The 16,164-nt window shown below is 65.1% G+C and carries 15 protein-coding genes; 7 read left to right on the top strand and 8 right to left on the bottom strand.

Annotated elements, in window-relative coordinates; translation table 11 throughout:
* Positions 1-117: 117 nt before the first annotated feature.
* Positions 118-2,226, top strand: a complete 2,109-nt coding sequence (recG, locus tag NLM27_RS12625; protein WP_254143602.1) for an ATP-dependent DNA helicase RecG — start codon at positions 118-120, stop codon at positions 2,224-2,226.
* On the opposite strand, the gene panE is transcribed toward recG, so the two are convergent.
* From panE to NLM27_RS12610, 3 genes are all read right to left on the bottom strand, one after another.
* Positions 2,223-3,152 (bottom strand): 2-dehydropantoate 2-reductase, encoded by a 930-nt coding sequence (gene panE / locus NLM27_RS12620; protein ID WP_254143601.1) that lies wholly within the window; start codon positions 3,150-3,152, stop codon positions 2,223-2,225. The two genes, recG and panE, sit on opposite strands and share 4 nt — an antisense overlap.
* Positions 3,153-3,349: 197 nt before the next feature.
* On the bottom strand, positions 3,350-4,180 hold the full coding sequence (locus tag NLM27_RS12615; protein WP_254143600.1) for a helix-turn-helix domain-containing protein: 831 nt from the start codon (positions 4,178-4,180) through the stop codon (positions 3,350-3,352).
* 96 nt (positions 4,181-4,276) lie between these two features.
* Complete coding sequence (locus tag NLM27_RS12610; RefSeq protein WP_254143599.1) at positions 4,277-4,666, bottom strand: nuclear transport factor 2 family protein; 390 nt, start codon at positions 4,664-4,666, stop codon at positions 4,277-4,279.
* A gap of 151 nt (positions 4,667-4,817) precedes the next feature.
* Between NLM27_RS12610 and NLM27_RS12605 the strand changes: the two genes are divergently transcribed.
* On the top strand, positions 4,818-5,342 hold the full coding sequence (locus tag NLM27_RS12605) for an AAA family ATPase (protein ID WP_254143598.1): 525 nt from the start codon (positions 4,818-4,820) through the stop codon (positions 5,340-5,342).
* On the opposite strand, the gene NLM27_RS12600 is transcribed toward NLM27_RS12605, so the two are convergent.
* The 3 genes from NLM27_RS12600 to glmS all read right to left on the bottom strand — a co-directional run bounded on the left by NLM27_RS12600 (position 5,339) and on the right by glmS (position 8,994).
* Complete coding sequence (locus NLM27_RS12600; RefSeq protein WP_254143597.1) at positions 5,339-6,208, bottom strand: NAD(P)-dependent oxidoreductase; 870 nt, start codon at positions 6,206-6,208, stop codon at positions 5,339-5,341. The genes NLM27_RS12605 and NLM27_RS12600 overlap by 4 nt on opposite strands.
* Before the next feature lie 104 nt (positions 6,209-6,312).
* Entirely contained in the window at positions 6,313-7,083 is a 771-nt protein-coding gene (locus NLM27_RS12595; RefSeq protein ID WP_254143596.1) for a DUF502 domain-containing protein, read from the bottom strand.
* A gap of 84 nt (positions 7,084-7,167) precedes the next feature.
* A complete protein-coding gene (glmS, locus tag NLM27_RS12590; protein ID WP_254143595.1) occupies positions 7,168-8,994 on the bottom strand; it encodes a glutamine--fructose-6-phosphate transaminase (isomerizing) in 1,827 nt (608 codons plus the stop codon).
* 221 nt (positions 8,995-9,215) lie between these two features.
* Here glmS and NLM27_RS12585 point away from each other — a divergent pair, with 221 nt between their 5' ends.
* Positions 9,216-9,434, top strand: a complete 219-nt coding sequence (locus NLM27_RS12585; protein WP_254143594.1) for a hypothetical protein — start codon at positions 9,216-9,218, stop codon at positions 9,432-9,434.
* 6 nt (positions 9,435-9,440) lie between these two features.
* On the opposite strand, the gene glmU is transcribed toward NLM27_RS12585, so the two are convergent.
* Entirely contained in the window at positions 9,441-10,796 is a 1,356-nt protein-coding gene (gene glmU, locus NLM27_RS12580; RefSeq protein ID WP_254143593.1) for a bifunctional UDP-N-acetylglucosamine diphosphorylase/glucosamine-1-phosphate N-acetyltransferase GlmU, read from the bottom strand.
* A 158-nt stretch (positions 10,797-10,954) separates the two neighbouring features.
* Here glmU and NLM27_RS12575 point away from each other — a divergent pair, with 158 nt between their 5' ends.
* The 3 genes from NLM27_RS12575 to NLM27_RS12565 all read left to right on the top strand — a co-directional run bounded on the left by NLM27_RS12575 (position 10,955) and on the right by NLM27_RS12565 (position 13,542).
* Entirely contained in the window at positions 10,955-12,370 is a 1,416-nt protein-coding gene (locus tag NLM27_RS12575) for a hypothetical protein (protein ID WP_254143592.1), read from the top strand.
* 192 nt (positions 12,371-12,562) lie between these two features.
* On the top strand, positions 12,563-13,003 hold the full coding sequence (locus tag NLM27_RS12570) for an MgtC/SapB family protein (protein ID WP_254143591.1): 441 nt from the start codon (positions 12,563-12,565) through the stop codon (positions 13,001-13,003).
* A gap of 158 nt (positions 13,004-13,161) precedes the next feature.
* Complete coding sequence (locus NLM27_RS12565) at positions 13,162-13,542, top strand: hypothetical protein (RefSeq protein WP_254143590.1); 381 nt, start codon at positions 13,162-13,164, stop codon at positions 13,540-13,542.
* Here NLM27_RS12565 and NLM27_RS12560 read toward each other — a convergent pair.
* Positions 13,502-15,061 carry a beta-(1-6) glucans synthase gene (locus NLM27_RS12560; protein ID WP_254143589.1) on the bottom strand — a complete coding sequence of 520 codons (1,560 nt, stop codon included), beginning with the start codon at positions 15,059-15,061 and terminating at the stop codon, positions 13,502-13,504. The two genes, NLM27_RS12565 and NLM27_RS12560, sit on opposite strands and share 41 nt — an antisense overlap.
* Positions 15,062-15,390: 329 nt before the next feature.
* Here NLM27_RS12560 and NLM27_RS12555 point away from each other — a divergent pair, with 329 nt between their 5' ends.
* Entirely contained in the window at positions 15,391-15,984 is a 594-nt protein-coding gene (locus NLM27_RS12555) for a beta-1-3, beta-1-6-glucan biosynthesis protein (RefSeq protein ID WP_254148812.1), read from the top strand.
* Positions 15,985-16,164 lie beyond the last annotated feature (180 nt).

Raw genomic sequence — 16,164 nt, 5'->3', positions numbered from 1 at the left:
GCCGGCCTGCTATCGGAAGCCCGGCGAAGCTTTGCGGAGCCGGGACCCGGCAATCCATCCTCTTGAATAGATGGATGCGCGGGTCGAGCCCGCGCATGAATGACGATTGTTGCAAGAATGCGCCCCAGCCTGCTCAATCCGCTGTTTGCTCCCGTGACCAGCCTGCCCGGCGTCGGTCCGAAGCAGGACAAGCTGCTGCAATATCTGCTCAGTCGGAGCGAGACGCCGCGGCTGGTCGACCTGCTGCTGCATCTGCCGAGCCAGGTCATCGACCGCCGGGCGCGGCCGAAGATCCGCGACGCGGTTCAGGGAACCATGGTAACGCTCGAGGTCACCGTCGACCGGCATCGCCCACCCCCGCCGCGCAATGCGCGCGCGCCATACCTCGTCTATGCCAGCGACGATACCGGCGACGTCGTGCTGACCTTCTTCCGCGCCAAGCCTGGCTATGTCGAAAAACTGCTGCCGATGGGCGAAAAGCGCTACGTCTCCGGCACGCTGCAGATGTATGACGGCATCCCGCAGATCGTGCATCCCGATCGCGTGCTCGACGAAGAGGCGATCTCCAAACTCTCAGGGATTGATCCCGTCTATCCTCTGACCGAAGGGCTGGCGCTCGGCTCGCTGCGTCGCGCAATCGCGCAGGCGCTGCAGAAGCTGCCCGCCCTGCCGGAATGGATCAGCCCGGAGGTGCTGCGTCGCTGCAATTTCCCGCCGATCGCGGAAGCGCTCAATCGCGTGCACCAGCCGGTCGAGCTCACGGACATCCTGCCGGACCAGCCGTTCTGGTCACGTCTGGCGTTCGATGAACTCCTGGCCGGCCAGCTCGCGCTGGGGCTGATCCGCGCACAGTTGCGCCGCCCCGCCGGCGTGCGCAACGCCGGCGACGGGCATCTGCGCAACAAGATCATCGACGCCCTGCCTTACGCACTCACGCCCTCCCAACGCAGCGCCGCGGCCGCCATTGCCGACGACCTGAAGCAGCCGGTGCGCATGCTCCGCTTGCTCCAGGGCGACGTCGGCTCCGGCAAGACCGTGGTCGCGCTGTCGGCTGCCGCCGCCGTGGCCGAAGTTGGCAAGCAAGCCGCGCTGATGGCGCCGACGGAAATCCTGGCGCGCCAGCACATCAAGACCATTGCGCCGCTCGCCGAGCGCGCCGGCATGCGGGTCGCGATCCTCACCGGCCGCGAAAAGGGCAAGGAGCGGCGCGAGATCATCGCGCAGCTCGCCGAAGGCGCGATCGACCTCCTCGTCGGCACCCACGCGCTGATCCAGGACGATGTGATCTTCAAGGACCTTGCGCTCGCGATCGTCGATGAGCAGCACCGCTTTGGTGTCCGCGAACGCCTTGCGCTGACGTCCAAAGGCGATGCGGTCGACGTGCTGGTGCTGAGCGCCACGCCGATCCCGCGCACGCTGGTGCTGACCTATTTCGGCGACATGGACATCTCGGAGCTGCGCGAGAAGCCGGCCGGCCGCCAGCCCATCGATACCCGCGCCGTCGCCATGAGCCGGCTCGGTGAGGTCATGGACGGCGTCGGCCGCGCGCTCGAGTCCGGCAAGCTGGTCTACTGGATCTGCCCGCTGGTCGAGGAATCCGAGGCCGAGGGCACCGAGCACCTCACCAACGCGACCAAGCGTTTCGAGAGCCTGCAAAAGCGCTTCGGCGACCGCGTCGGCCTCGTCCACGGCCAGATGAAGGGCACCGAGAAGGACCGCGTGATGGGCCAGTTCGCCGGCCACGAAATCGGTCTTTTGGTCGCGACCACTGTGGTCGAAGTCGGCGTCGACGTGCCGGCCGCGACCATTATGGTGATCGAGAATGCGGAGCGGTTTGGCCTTGCCCAGCTGCACCAGCTCCGCGGCCGCATCGGGCGCGGCTCGGAGGCCTCGACCTGCATTTTGCTCTATAGCGAGCCGCTCGGCGAGATGTCGAAGGCGCGGCTGAAGGTGATCCGCGAGACCACCGACGGCTTCCGCATCGCGGAGGAGGACTTGAAACTGCGCGGCGAAGGCGACGTGCTGGGCGTGCGCCAGAGCGGCTTGCCCGGCTACCGCATCGCGCGTTCGGAGGTGCATGGCCAGCTCATCACCCAGGCTCGCGACGAGGCACTTCGCATCCTGAAGGACGATCCGAAACTCAAGGGCGAGCGCGGCGAGGCGCTGCGGTGCTTACTGTATTTGTACGAACGGGACGAAGCGATTCCGCTGATCGGCGCGGGTTAGCCTCCCGCCCCTCGCCGCCCGATTTCGTACGCCGCCACATGCGCGCGGGCCAGATCCAAGAGCGGCGTATCGATGCCGAGCGTACGGGCCCGATTGGCCATATCGCCGAGGATATGCTCCGCCTCGGTGATCGAGCCGCGCTCGATATCGCGCAGCATCGAGGCCTTGAGCGGCGAACCCTGGGTCGTGAACAGCTTCCGGTCAAACTCGATGAACGGCGCACGCGGCTCGAAACCCGAAGCCGTCGCGACAGTGCAGCATTCCGCAAACAGGCGGAAAATAGACTGCTCGCCGTTGGGCACGGCCAGGATGTCTCCGATACTCGCGCGCATCAGGCAGGTGATGCCGGCGACCGTGCTGAGCTGGACGAATTTCTCCCACATGTCGTGCATGATCGTTTCGCTGGCGCGCGCGTCGATGCCGGGAACCTGGAGCAAAGTCTCCAGCGCGAGCGCACGCTCGCTTAGGGCACCATCGACCTCGCCGAAGGCGATGGTCTGATTGGCCATGAACTGAACGACGCGGCCATCCGCATCAAGCCCGGCGCTGACATTCGCCAATCCGCCGAGAACGCGCGCGGCACCGAACCGCGCGGTCAGGGCGTCGATGTGCTTCAACCCGTTGAGGATCGGCAAAATCATGGTGTTTGCGCCGATTGCCGGGGCAAACTCGGTCATCGCATCATCGAGTGAATAGGATTTTACGCCGACCAGCACAACATCGAACGGGTCCTTGAGATCGTTGGCCTGGACGAACTTCGGCTGCACGGCAAAGTCGCCATGCGGGCTTACGACCTGCAGTCCGTTCTTCTGCAGTTGCTCCGCACGCCGCGCCCGCACCAGGAAGGTCACGTCGCTGCCGGCTCGGACCATACGAGCGCCGTAATAGCCACCAAGCGCTCCCGCGCCGATCACCAGAACTCTCATTCGAACTCCCATGCGTCCACTTCCGCAGAATGGTAACAGATGGGACTCGCGACGTCTCCTCCCCCGGTCATTTGCGAGCGCAGCGAAGCAATCCAGACTGCCTTAAAGGAAAGATTCTGGATTGCTTCGCTGCGCTCGCAATGACGACGTGGGTGGGCTTGGCACACCTTGAGCGGACCAACTTGCGGCACCTGCCCCTACCCCGAATACCGGCGCAAGAACCTGCCGTGCTCGGCTTCGGTCGCATCGTTGGCGGGAAACATGCACTCCAGCCGCAACTCTTCCGCAGTCACCGTTTGCGGCGTTCCGACCGTCGTGATCAGGGAGAAGTAATCGAGCGTCACGCCGTCCTTGACGAAACTGAGCGGGATCGTCGGCATCGCATCGGAAGCCGAGGGTGCGCGCCATTCCGGCTTCACGCCCGGATATCGCGACAGCTCTTCCAGCAGCGTCTTGGTCCTGACGTCGACGACATGGCCGACCGCCTCGCGATGGACGCGCGCCAGCAGGCTGCGGCCGGCCTGCGGCCAGTTCGCAATGAACGGACGCATGCCGGCGGGATCGAACATGAGATGCAGCAGGTTTCGCGGTGTCGGCCGTGCCGACATGTCGATGAAGCAGTTGAACAGGAGCGGCGCGGCCTCATTGGTCATCAGCACGTTCCAGTACCGGTCCATGACGATAGCCGGAAACGGCTCGTGCTGACGCAGCATGCGGCCAAGCGCGCGGCTGATGCTCGTCATGGCGGGTGCGCCGAGCGCGGGATCGGAGTAGGACGGCGCGTAGCCGGCGGCCAGCAGCAGCTCGTTCCTCTCGCGCAGCGGCACGTCGAGGGCCTGGGCGAGATCGAGCAGCATCTGCCGGCTCGGGATGCTGCGGCCGCTTTCGACGAAACTGATGTGCTTCTGCGAGACGCCGGCATCGAACGACAGATCGAGCTGTGTCTTGCCGCGAATGTCCCGCCATTGACGCAGCAGCGCGCCCGCGGACGTCGCGCGTGTCTTGAGGTCGCTGGCTCCAGCTTTCATTGTCGAACGATCCTTCCTGCCGGTGATCTCCTGGGGCCAAACGCGATAGTGCCCCGGATCACCCGAGGCACCATTTGGGTTGTCAATGACACAAGATCAACCGAACGCGACCGGTCCCACGGCGCCGACCCAGCGCTTCACCTTGGTATCGTCGGTCTCGTCCATGTAGAAGAAGTGCGTCATAGTCGGATGCACGGTCTTCATCGCGGGATTGTCCGGCGTCATGTCCACGACGCCGCGAAACACTTTCAGCGAGCCCGCGTCCCAATATTCGCTGACGTGATGCAGCGCGGTGAAACCGCTGTCGATGAAGGCCTTCAGATTGGCGCGGATCGCCTCGCGTCCCTTCCAGTCGGCGACGCCGAGATTGCAGACGGCGTCCTCCGCAAAGCAGTCAAAACCCTGTCCGAAAGTCTTGTCGTCGATCTCCTTCCACATATCGAGCAGCCATTGCGGCGGCTCCGTCTTCGTGAACACGACTTGCATGTCTCTCTCCTCTTGCAGTGACACCCTGGGCTTCCCGGCGGGTGGATGGTCGAGAGACTAGTGGGGCTGCGAATTGGCTCAATTACATGCGAGGTAATAAAGCGGGCCTGGAAGGCTTTCCCCGTCACCGATTTCGTGGAACGTTTCCGCCATGCGCCGGATCATCGTCGTCGGCTCCCAGGGAAGCGGAAAGACCAGCCTGTCCCGGAATCTCGGGCGCAAGCTCGGCTTGCCGGTGGTGCATCTCGACGTGCTGTATTGGTGGCCGGGCTGGAAGCCATCGGACAAGACGAGCTTTCGGACACGGGTCACTGAAGCGATCGCCGGCGATGCTTGGGTCGTCGACGGCAGTTTCTCGGGGCTGGCCTTCGATCTCACGCTCGCGCGCGCCGATCTTCTGATCGTCATCGACCGGCCGCGCTGGCTCTGCCAGTGGCGCATCCTCTGGCGCTCGGCCTTCGATCGCGACGCGACACGGCCTGACTTACCGGAGGGGTGTCCGGAACAGTTCGACTGGAAATTGATGAAGGAGGCGTGGCGCTATGACACCGAGCGCGTGCCCGTCATCGAGGCCGAACGCCTGCAATATGGCCCCGATGTCCCTCTCCTGCGCTTGCGACGCGACCGGGACATCAAGGGCTTTCTGGAGTCCGTCTCAGCAAATGCGGACGACTAGGACTTCTTCTGCGCGCTGCGCGCAGCAAAGGCCTTCATCAGGTCAGCATCCACCGCCCCACCTTTTGCGTCTTGGGCGAGATGCTCGAACCATCGTGCAAAGCCCTCGTAGATCTGGCTGGCGGGATGATCGGGGCCGAGGAAGCCGGAAATCTCCCTCATCTCCGCGACCCAACGATAGGCTTTTGGGATCATGTCCGGCAGCGCGACCTCGAGCCGGGCCAGGATCGCAGGCTGGCTCAGTGCGAGCTCGTCGCGCAGTGCATCGGCCGCGCCGGCCTTCGTTGCTGCAATCACCATGGCCGAGCCGATGCCGGCGAGGCCCTTGACGATGCCGGCGTAGGACATCTTGAGCGCAGAGGCCGCGCCGACCGGTCCCTCGACGATCCGCACGTCAAGACCGAGGTCCTTCAGCATCGCAACGTCCCTGGCGTACTCGCCGGACATGTAGAAGGCCGGGCTCTTGCCACCTGGCTGCGGCGGAAAACCGATGATCCCGGCATCGACGAACGGCGCCTGCGCCGAGCCGATGATCTCCTCGATCCCTCGCACGGTATCGACATTGACGGCGTTGCAATCGACCACGACCGGCTTCTTCTCGCGCCGGACGATCAGCGCGGCGAGCCGTTCAGCCAGCGCAACTGCCTCGCCCGGCGGCACGATCGAGAGGATGATGTCGGCGTCCGCAATTGCGGCGTCCTCAGCGTCGATCATCCCCGAAGCCGCCGCGCGTTTGTGCGTCGCCTCGCTGCGTCCTTTCAACGATGTCAGCACGCGTGCGCCGTTCTCGCTGAGGCGGCGGGCCACGGCGCTGCCCATGGCACCGGGCGCGAGGATCGCAATGGTCTTTGACGTCGTTTTGGACATCATGCACTCCAGATCGAATTCCGAGCGAGGCGCTCAGTTCGACCGGAGATTAGCAGAGGGCACGAAGGCCTGCGTGAACGCGGCCATCCCGCACGGGAATGGCCCTACTCCACTTTCGCAGGCTGCGGCTGGCGCGTCGAGGCGTTGGCGATGCGCGCGGCGTTGGCGACGCCCGCGAGTGCGGCGGCCTTCTTCGGATCGGGCGCGGAGCCCGGCTGCACCACGCCGGCCGACATGATCAGCGTCGCGGCATCCTCGGCGGTGAGATCGACCTCGATGATCTTGCTCTTCGGCACATAGAAGAAGAAGCCGGTGGTCGGGTTCGGCGAGCACGGCAGGAACACCGAGACGTGCTCCTCCTGTCCCGGTAGGTTGCGCGCGATGTCCTCGTTCGGCGATTGCGAGATCAGCACGATCGACCACATGCCGGGCGAGGGAAACTCGACGAGACCCACTTTCCGGAAGCTCGAGCCCTTGCCCGAGAACAACGTCTCGAAGACCTGCTTCAGGCCGCGATAGATCGCGCGCACGGCCGGGATCCGGCCGAGAAAGGTCTCGCCGACATCGACCAGCGTCCGGCCGATCAGATTGGCCGCGAGGAAACCGACCAGCGTCAGCGTGAAGAATGCGACAATCAGTCCCCAGCCGGGAACGCCATAGGGAAGATAGGTTTCGGGCCGGTAGGCCAACGGCACGAACGGTCGCACCACGCCGTCGACCCAGGTGACAAACCACCAGACCAGATAGAGGGTGATCGCGATCGGCCCCGTCACGACGAGGCCGGTGAGGAAATAATTGCGGAAACGGCCCATCAGGCCGGTATGCGGTTCCGGAATGGGATCAAGAGGCGCAGGCGCGTCGTCGCGGGGGTTCATTCGGGTTCCAGGTCGGTCGCTACAAACAAGCTAGGGTCTTCTAGCAGGTTTTGGAAGACTGCGACCGACCGATATCCCTTCTGCCTATTCCACAGTCACCGATTTCGCGAGGTTGCGCGGCTGGTCGACGTCGGTGCCCATCACGACAGCCGTGTGATAGGCGAGCAGCTGCACGGGGACGGCGTAGACCATCGGCGTGAAAGCCGCCGCCATGTCAGGCATGACGATGGTGACAAGGGACTCGACGGTCGCCTCTTCCGCGCCCTTGGCGTCCGTCATCAGGATGATCTTGCCGCCGCGGGCGGCGACCTCCTGCATGTTGGAGACGGTCTTCTCGAACACGCGGTCGTGGGGCGCGATGACGACGACCGGCATGGTCTCATCGATCAGCGCGATCGGGCCGTGCTTGAGCTCGCCGGCGGCATAACCTTCGGCGTGGATATAGGAGATCTCCTTCAGCTTCAGCGCGCCTTCGAGCGCGAGCGGAAAGCTGGTGCCTCGGCCGAGATAGAGAACATCGCGCGATTTCGCGATCTCGCGCGCCAGACGCTCGATCTGGTTCTCCGCGATGAGCGCGTCCGCCATCAAGCGCGGAACCTCGACCAGGCCGTGCACGAGCTTGATCTCGTCCTCTTCGGACAATGCGCCGCGCGCCTTGCCGGCCGCCACCGCGAGCGCGGCGAGCACCATAAGCTGGCAGGTGAAGGCCTTGGTCGAGGCAACGCCGATCTCCGGCCCCGCCAGCGTCTGCAGCACGGTGTCGCTCTCGCGCGCGATGGTCGAGGTCGGCACGTTGACGACGGCCACCGTATGCACACCTTCTGCCTTGGCATAGCGCAGCGCCGCCAGCGTGTCGGCGGTCTCGCCGGATTGCGAGATGAAGATGGCGAGATCGCCCTTGCGCAAGGGCGCCTCGCGATAACGGAATTCGGAGGCGACATCGACCTCGACCGGCAGGCGCGCAAAGCGCTCGAACCAGTACTTTGCGACGAAGCCGGCATAGCTCGCGGTGCCGCAGGCCGTGATGTTGATGCGCTGAATGGTGTTGAAGTCGAACGGCAGCTTCACCGGCAGCGAGACGCGCTCGGTCGCCATGTCGATATAGCGCGCCAGGGTGTGGCCGACCACCTCCGGCTGCTCGTGGATCTCCTTCGCCATGAAGTGGCGATAATTGGCCTTGTCGACCAGCGAGGTCGAGGCGGCGTGCCTGATCTTGTCGCGCTGGACGGCGTGGCCGTCCTTGTCGAAGATATCAGCGCTCTTGCGCGTGAGCACGACCCAGTCGCCGTCCTCGAGATAGCTGATCGTGTCGGTGAACGGGCCGAGCGCAATGGCATCGGAGCCGAGATACATCTCGCCATCGCCGTAGCCGATCGCAAGCGGCGGGCCGTTGCGGGCGCCGATCATGAGGTCGTCGTCGCCGGCGAAGATGAAGCCGAGGGCGAAGGCGCCGCGTAAGCGCGCCAGCGTCAGCTTGACGGCCTCGACCGGCTTGTTGCCGCCTGCGAGCAGATCGTCGACGAGGTGCAGCACGATCTCGGTGTCGGTCTCGGTGTGGAACACCGTGCCCTTCTTCTCGAGCTCCTCGCGCAGCTCGCGGAAATTCTCGATGATCCCGTTGTGGACCACGGCGACGCGTTCGGTCGCGTGCGGATGGGCATTGTTGACGGTCGGCCTGCCGTGGGTGGCCCAGCGGGTGTGGCCGATGCCGGTTGTGCCCTTCAGAGGCTCGGCCTCCAGCCGCTTCTCCAGGTTCTTCAGCTTGCCCTCGGCGCGGCGGCGCTCCAGGTGCTTGCCTTCGAGTGTGGCGACGCCCGCGGAATCATAGCCGCGATATTCGAGCCGTTTGAGCGAATCCACCAATTGCTCTGCAACCGGTCCGCGCCCGAGAATGCCGACAATCCCGCACATGCGGATCACTATCCCCCAAATCGTCGAAAAATTGCCTAAACGACACGCTCGGTTTTTAGCGAAATTCCCATGGAACCAGATACTCAATATTTATTGCTGATTGAGACAGCATGAAGTCGCGACCTGACCTTCGCCTGCGTCGAATTGGCCGGCCTTAAACCGCGCGCGTTAACCTGTTGTCAATAAGTCTGAACAACGATTCCCACCCGGGAGTGAAGGTCATGAAGGGCTCGTCCGACCGCAAAAGCCTGTCATCGATGTCCGTGCGCGCCAGCGAGACCACGGGCACGCACCTTGCGCATTGGCCGCCGCCGCAACGCGGCAAGGAAAGCAAGCCCGTCTTCGTGAAGCACCCCGAGGGCGAGCCCGTGAAGCGTGCCAAGCCGCGCGGCTGGCGCCTGACCCGCGCGATCTTCTCCGAGTTCGCCGACGACGAGTAGCGGCGCTTATTTCTCAGGCTTCTTCCCGCCCGTCTTCAGCTCGCGATAGCGCGTAGCGCCGCCTTCCCGGATGGTCTGCTGATTGCGCTCGAGTGCCATGGCATCGTCGGGCACATCGCGCGTGATCACCGAGCCCGAGCCGATATAGGCGCCGTTGCCGATTTTCACGGGTGCGACCAGCGAGGAGTTGGTGCCGACGAAGGCGCCCTGCCCGATCAGCGTCTTATGCTTCTTGAAGCCGTCGTAGTTGCAGGTGATGGTGCCGGCCCCGATGTTGGAATTGGCGCCGACGGTGGCGTCGCCGATGTAAGAGAGGTGGTTGACCTTGACGCCGGCCTCCAGCGTCGCCGCCTTGGTCTCCACGAAATTGCCGATGCGCGCGCCATCGCCGAGCGACGTGCCGGGACGCAATCGCGCATAGGGGCCGATCGAGACCTTCTTGCCGAGTGTGGTCTCGACGATATGCGAGAAGGAATGGATCACCGTACCGTCGGCGATCGACACGCCGGGGCCGATCACCACGAACGGCTCGATGGTCACATCCTTGCCGAACACGGTGTCGGCAGACAGAAAAACCGTCTCCGGCGCGATCAGCGTGACGCCGGCCTCCATCGCCGCTTTGCGTAAGCGCGCCTGCATCACGCCTTCTGCTTCCGCGAGCTGCGCCTTGGTGTTGATGCCGCGCACCTCGTCTTCACTGGTCTCGATCACCACAGCCTCCCATCCCTTTTCGCGGACGATGCCGACTGCGTCCGTCAGATAGTATTCGCCCTTGGAATTGGCATTGCCGATCTGCCCGAGGATGTCGAGCGCGCGGCGCCCGTCGATCGCCATCACGCCGGCATTGCACAGATCGATCTTGCGCTCCTCCGCACTGGCGTCGGCCTGCTCGCGGATCGCGACCAGGCGGTCGCCCTCGACGATGAAGCGGCCATAGCCGGTGGGATCGGCGGCGCGAAAACCGAGCGCGGCGATCGCAGCGCCCCTGGCGAGCGGTGCGCGCAGCCGCGCGAAGGTTTCGGCCGAAATCAGCGGCGTGTCGCCGAACGCGATCAGCAGGTCATCCACGCCCCGCGCAATCGCCTCGCGCGCCGCCAGCACCGCATGCGCAGTGCCGAGCCGCTCGGCTTGCACGAAAGTGAGCGCGTCGGGGCGGATGCGCTTCGCCTCCTCCGCCACGGCTTGATGGTCGGGGCCGATTACGACGGCCAGCGCGGTGCCGGTTCCCTTCGGTGTGGCAGCGAGGACGTGAGCGAGCAGGCTCTGGTGCGCGACGGGATGCAGCACTTTCGGCAGGCTCGATCGCATGCGCGTGCCTTCGCCGGCGGCGAGCACGATCGTGAGGCTGGAGCGGGCGGTCATCGAAATCCTGTCAGATAAGCCGAATCAATGGTGCGGCGGACGGCAGGCCGCCCTGATGCTAACGTCTTAGCTACCCCCGCAAACGCCCGGAATTCAAGTGCGGTACTCTTTTCCTGTTAATGTTCCCTGATTGATTCGGGGCTGGGCACTTAACGTTCATGGCAAAGGATTCCGACCCACTGGCGGATGCCTTCGACACCAAGGAGACCGGCGGGCTGTTCTCCGGACTTTTGGCTGAGGAAAGCGCATTCGACCGCCGTATGATGTGGCGACTGGGCTCGTGGGGCGTGGCGGCCGTGGGCGCCGTCGTCATCGCCGTGTTGGCCAACCAGGCCCAGCTCGGCTGGCGGCGCGACCAGGTTGCCTCCGCCGATCTCGCGCGCCAGGCCGACCGCCTCCAGGTGCTGACCAAGGAGAGCCAGAACGAAGCCCGCCGGCTCGCCGCCGCCATCGAGACGCTGAACAGCGATCGCGACCGGCTCTATTCACGCGTCACCGTGCTGGAGCAGGGTCTCGATTCCGTCACCGGTGCCATCGCCAAACAGACGACTGCCCCGCCGCAGGACGGAGCGCCAGCACCCGCAGCTCCCAGCGTCGCGCCAGTCGCCTCGACGCCAACTCCGGCGAGCGAGAAGCCGCGCATCGAAGCCGCCAAGGATACCCAAAAGGATACTCAAAAGGATACTTCGAAGGACGCTCAAAAGGATGCGTCGAAGGACGCGCTGAAGGAGGCCTCGAGCCCACCGCCGCAGACCGCGGCTGCCGCCTCGCTCGTGCAGCAGTCGCCGGCCCTGACATCGGCGCTGCCGACCATTCCGCTGGTGCCGTCCAAGTCGATCATGGCGCCGCCGGATCCGGCCGCGTCGAAACTGGTTCAGCCCGAGGCAACGGAAAAGGCAACTGAGAAGGCCGCCGAGAAAAAGGCCGAACCGGCGCCTGCCCCGACCGAGGTCGCTGCGGCAGCAACGAAGCCGCCGGGAGCAGCCGAGAGCGAAGCTCCTGCGATCGCAGTCCAGCAGACGCGGTTTGCCATCGACCTCGGCGGCGCCAACTCGGTCGACGGCCTGCGCGCGCTCTGGCGTGGCGTAACCAAATCCAATCCGGAGGTTGGAGCGCTGCGGCCGATCATCATGATCAAGGAAGGCGGCACGGGCCTCGGCATGCAGCTCCGCTTGGGCGCCGGGCCCCTGATCAACGCCGCTGCCGCCGCGAAGCTTTGCGCGGGCCTTGCCGAGAACGAGCGCCATTGCGAGACCACCGTGTTCGACGGCCAGCGCCTGTCGATGCGTGGCGGCCAGGAAAAAGGACCCGACAAGGCGCAGGAAAAGTCACAGGACAGGGTTCAGGAGAAGAACTCCGAGAAGAACCAGGACGCGTCACCGCAAGCCGAAACCGCGCCCGCAGCAAGCGTAAAGCCCGAGAAGCCGCAGCGTCGCCGAAGCTACTCCTCGAAGCGCTCGAAGCGCGAGGAGCCCCCGCCTGCACCCGCGGCGCCGCAGCCCGCGCCCGCGAAGCCGGAGGCCGCCGCGACGACGTCTGCGGGATCGACGTTATCCTCCTTCTTCAGGCGATAGGCGCCGAGAATTCGCCACCGCCTTATCCGGAGACGGTGCGCCGACCGGCAGCAAGATCGGCGATGCCATCCGACATCGCGGGCGCATGCGACCATCAGCCGCTTGGGCCCGCCCAGCCCTTTCGCGGGACGTGCGCGTTCCATTCTCGATGCTCGACCGAACCTCGCCCTGTCCCGAACCTCACGTGCCCTCATGAACGAACTGGATGATGTGCTGAGACTTCTGGTCGCGGCGGGGACAGGGCTGCTGATCGGCATCGACCGCGACATGAACGACAAGCCGGTGGGAATGCGGACCCTGGCGCTGGTGGCACTCGGCTCCGCCCTGGTCTCGATCTCCGTGATCGAGTTCCAGAATTTGCGCGACCACCCGGATGCGATCTCCAGGGTGATCCAGGGCGTCGTTGCCGGCGTGCTGACCGGCGTCGGCTTCATTGGTGCGGGCGTCATCCTTCACGATAGCAAGGCGAAGACGGTTCACGGCCTCACCACGGCGGCGACCGTCTGGATTGCAGCCGGCCTCGGAATTGCCTGCGCATTGGGAGCCTGGCTACTGGTCTGCGCCGCCATCGCGGTCACATTGCTCGTGCTGTTCGCTCTCGGCTGGGTCGAGCGCCGGCTGGGATTGAAATAGCCCTCGCGCGGACCTGCGTTCGCAATGCGCTCGAACTGCCCGAGCTAACCGACGAGCATGAACGCGGACTGCGGGCCGCAGAGAATTGCAGGTCGCGCCGAACAGAAACTTCCGCCTGCCCTGTTGCCTGCCTGCGCCATCCCGACCATATTGCGCCCATGACTAAAAAGCCCTTCCGCCTCACGCCCTACCAGGTGCAGTTCCTGATCGTCGTCGGCTTCGCCTCCGTCGGCTATGCGCTCTATGTGCGCTATCTCGCGATCGAGTTCTCGCAAGTCGCACTCGCCTGCGATGCCGGGCTTCAGACCCTGCTCTGCAAGGCGCGTTCGGTCTCGACCGTGCTGTTCAAGAATTCGGTGTTCGGCATCGTCGCGCTGGTGGTTGCTGCGCTGAACCTGATGCGGCCGTCGATCGTGCTGCTGACCGTCGGCATCATCGCCGCCGGCCTTGGCATCGTGCTCTACAATGTGGTGCTGTCGGGCCTTGCGATTGGCCTGTTCATCCTTGGATTTGCTCGGCCCGCGCCCGCCACAGCGTGAGCGCGAACAGCAAATAGATCGCGCAGGTCCACAACGACTGCCAGTTGTCCCGGCCCTCGCTGAAGAGCACATAGACCGCCGACAGGGCGAGCACACCCGCGAACACCGCCTCCGCCATCGGACGCTGCCCGATCTGCGGCCGGTTCAGCATCAGCAGCGCAAACGGTACCACCGCCATCGTCAGCGAGGCGTAGGGGAAATCCTTGTAGCGCGGGTCGAACACGAAGCCGAGCGCGGTCTGCGCCGCGATCACCGCCGTCACCGCCAGCGTCAGGCCGAGCACGGCGGTGAGCTTCGACCATTTCCGTCCCTCGCGCGGACCCAGCAGGTCGAGGAAGGTTGGAAGGCTGCGGCCGATCACCATCGCCTGCGCGCAGAAGATCGGCGACAGGATGCCGGCCAGTAGCAGCGCGCCCCAGAGCAGCCAGCCGCCGATGCCATAGCTCTCGTAATACATCTTGTTGGCGCCGATCCCGAGCAGCATGCCCGCCGTCGTCGCCGAGATGCCGACCCCGAGCCAGGCCGAGAGGCGCGGCGTCCAAGGCCGCCGGCGCAGCGTGAGACCGGCAACCGCGAACACCAGCACGCTGAGGCCCATGCCGGCGCCCATGTACCATTTCCAGTACGGGAAATTGCTGATCGGCTCGCCCGGCGGATATTTCAGGCTTCGGCGCACCGAGTCATACAGGCCCCAATAGCCGCCGACCGTGCCTTCCAGCTTGCGCTTCCACGGCTGGTCGTAGGACTCGATCAGGTTGACGCGGAACTTCTGTGCCTTCGCAAGGCTCAGGATTTCAGACACCACGCGCGCCTGGTTGGCGCGCGACGGCAGCGCGCCGTCGCGCATGCGCCCCTCGCTCGGCCAGCCGGTTTCGCCGATCAGGATCTCCTTGCCCGGAAACGCCACCGCCATGCGCTCGCGGATCGTCTCGACATGGGCGCTGGCGAATTTCGCCTTCACCGGAAAATCCTCCCAATAGGGCAGGATGTGGATCGTGACGAAGTCGACGGCGTCATAGACCTCGCGGTTCTTCAGCCAGTATTCCCACACATCGGCATAGGTGACGGGCACGCTGACCTGCGCCTTCACCGAGCGGATGATGGAAACGAGGTCCGCCGTCGTCATCTCGCCACGCAGCAGCACCTCGTTGCCGACGATGAGCGTGGTGATGACTTCGGGGAATTCCTTGGTGAGGCGAACCGCGAGCGCGGCCTGCTCAAAATTCTTGGTGCGGTTGCTCGAGAGCCAGATGCCCTGGAGCACCTTCAGCCCGCCGACCTTGGCGGCGATCGCCGGCACCTGGTCGAGCCCGTTCTCCATCGAATAGGTGCGGACGCAGTCGGTGATCTCCTTGAGCTGGCGCAAATCCTGCTCGATCTGGTCGGCCTCGATATGGGTCCACGCGTCCAGCGGCGACTGCTCGCCGCGGAACGGCGCGTAGGAGACGCATTGGACCTTCTCGGCGGGATCGATCGGGGCGCGTGCGAGCGTGATAGGCGTCGCCAACCACCACCACACGGCAGCAATCGCACCCAGTGAAACGAGCAGAAGCGCCAGTGGCGTACGAAGAGAAATCGGTTCCGTCCTCCGCGAAGGGTCCGTCGATTACCTGCTTGCACGCCGTCTGCCAAGGGGGTGTCCGGCTGCCGATCCGCTGCGGCCCCAGGGGAATTCGGCTGCGGCCGTTCGACCGGGCCCTAGGCGCGTGACTTTGCTGGACAAAATTCCAAATACAGGTCATGGACTCCCGAGGACTTTTCCGCCGCATTGGAGACCCATTTGGACGCCATCACCGGCGCGTCCGCGAGGTAGGGATGCGGACGGTCAGCGGACGTATTGGGGAATTCATGCGGCAACGGGTGTTCGAGTTACGAAATGCGGGCCTGCGGCAGTTCGCCGCCACCTTGGCCGTCTCCTCCCTTCTCGTTCTCGCTGGTCTCGGTGGCGCCTTTGCCCAGAGCGGCAACCCCGCCCCCGACCAGGGCAAGGCGGCCGCCCAGCCCGCCGACGCCGCCAAGGACGCCGCGCAGGCCCAGCGCCGCACCGACGAGTTCGCGGAGGCGGCCCAGGTCATCAGTGGCCCCGCCGGCAACCCCGAATGCGTCTGGCTCGGCCGGCGCGTGGTGCGGCTGATGTGGCGGGATGACCTCGATACCGCATTCCGCCATCTCGACCTCTACGACCGGTTCGGCTGCCCCGGCGGCCATATCCAGGCCGCGTTCCGCTGCCTGACCCGCTTCGGCGGCCAGATCGATCCCAAGGTTGCCGAAACCCTGGACAGCCGTGTGCACGCCTGCTGGATCAATCCGGCCGCCCAGCCGCAGCAGGCGGCGGCGAGCGCCTCGCAGGCCCCGGCACCGACCACGGGCAATTCGCAAGCCCCCCAGCCGGCCGCCAGCCCCTCGCCTGCGGCAAGCCCGACGCCGGCGCCGCAGAAATAGCCGCGATCGTTTCAGCTGCCGTTCAGGAACGATCGGCCATTGAGACGGTTGGCACTGCCACGCGTCTTTCGCAAAAGGCCATGCCCTCATAAGGACATGAGGCCATGACAGTTGTGAAACCGCGCGGCCGAAGTATGCTCCAGTTGCCGCGGACTTGGTCGGATCTCGGGGTCAGATCCG

It is taken from the genome of Bradyrhizobium sp. CCGB12, assembly GCF_024199845.1.
Lineage (GTDB): Bacteria > Pseudomonadota > Alphaproteobacteria > Rhizobiales > Xanthobacteraceae > Bradyrhizobium.
This window is presented reverse-complemented; position numbering and strand designations above follow the sequence as displayed.

Coding starts and splice junctions, on each gene's coding strand:
- recG (WP_254143602.1), top strand. CDS start 118: ATGCGCCCCAGCCTGCTCAATCCGCTGTTTGCTCCCGTGACCAGCCTG.
- glmS (WP_254143595.1), bottom strand. CDS start 8,994: ATGTGCGGGATTGTCGGCATTCTCGGGCGCGGACCGGTTGCAGAGCAA.
- NLM27_RS12610 (WP_254143599.1), bottom strand. CDS start 4,666: ATGCAAGTCGTGTTCACGAAGACGGAGCCGCCGCAATGGCTGCTCGAT.
- NLM27_RS12570 (WP_254143591.1), top strand. CDS start 12,563: ATGAACGAACTGGATGATGTGCTGAGACTTCTGGTCGCGGCGGGGACA.
- NLM27_RS12595 (WP_254143596.1), bottom strand. CDS start 7,083: ATGAACCCCCGCGACGACGCGCCTGCGCCTCTTGATCCCATTCCGGAA.
- NLM27_RS12565 (WP_254143590.1), top strand. CDS start 13,162: ATGACTAAAAAGCCCTTCCGCCTCACGCCCTACCAGGTGCAGTTCCTG.
- NLM27_RS12555 (WP_254148812.1), top strand. CDS start 15,391: ATGCGGCAACGGGTGTTCGAGTTACGAAATGCGGGCCTGCGGCAGTTC.
- NLM27_RS12585 (WP_254143594.1), top strand. CDS start 9,216: ATGAAGGGCTCGTCCGACCGCAAAAGCCTGTCATCGATGTCCGTGCGC.
- NLM27_RS12615 (WP_254143600.1), bottom strand. CDS start 4,180: ATGAAAGCTGGAGCCAGCGACCTCAAGACACGCGCGACGTCCGCGGGC.
- NLM27_RS12575 (WP_254143592.1), top strand. CDS start 10,955: ATGGCAAAGGATTCCGACCCACTGGCGGATGCCTTCGACACCAAGGAG.
- panE (WP_254143601.1), bottom strand. CDS start 3,152: ATGAGAGTTCTGGTGATCGGCGCGGGAGCGCTTGGTGGCTATTACGGC.
- glmU (WP_254143593.1), bottom strand. CDS start 10,796: ATGACCGCCCGCTCCAGCCTCACGATCGTGCTCGCCGCCGGCGAAGGC.
- NLM27_RS12600 (WP_254143597.1), bottom strand. CDS start 6,208: ATGTCCAAAACGACGTCAAAGACCATTGCGATCCTCGCGCCCGGTGCC.
- NLM27_RS12605 (WP_254143598.1), top strand. CDS start 4,818: ATGCGCCGGATCATCGTCGTCGGCTCCCAGGGAAGCGGAAAGACCAGC.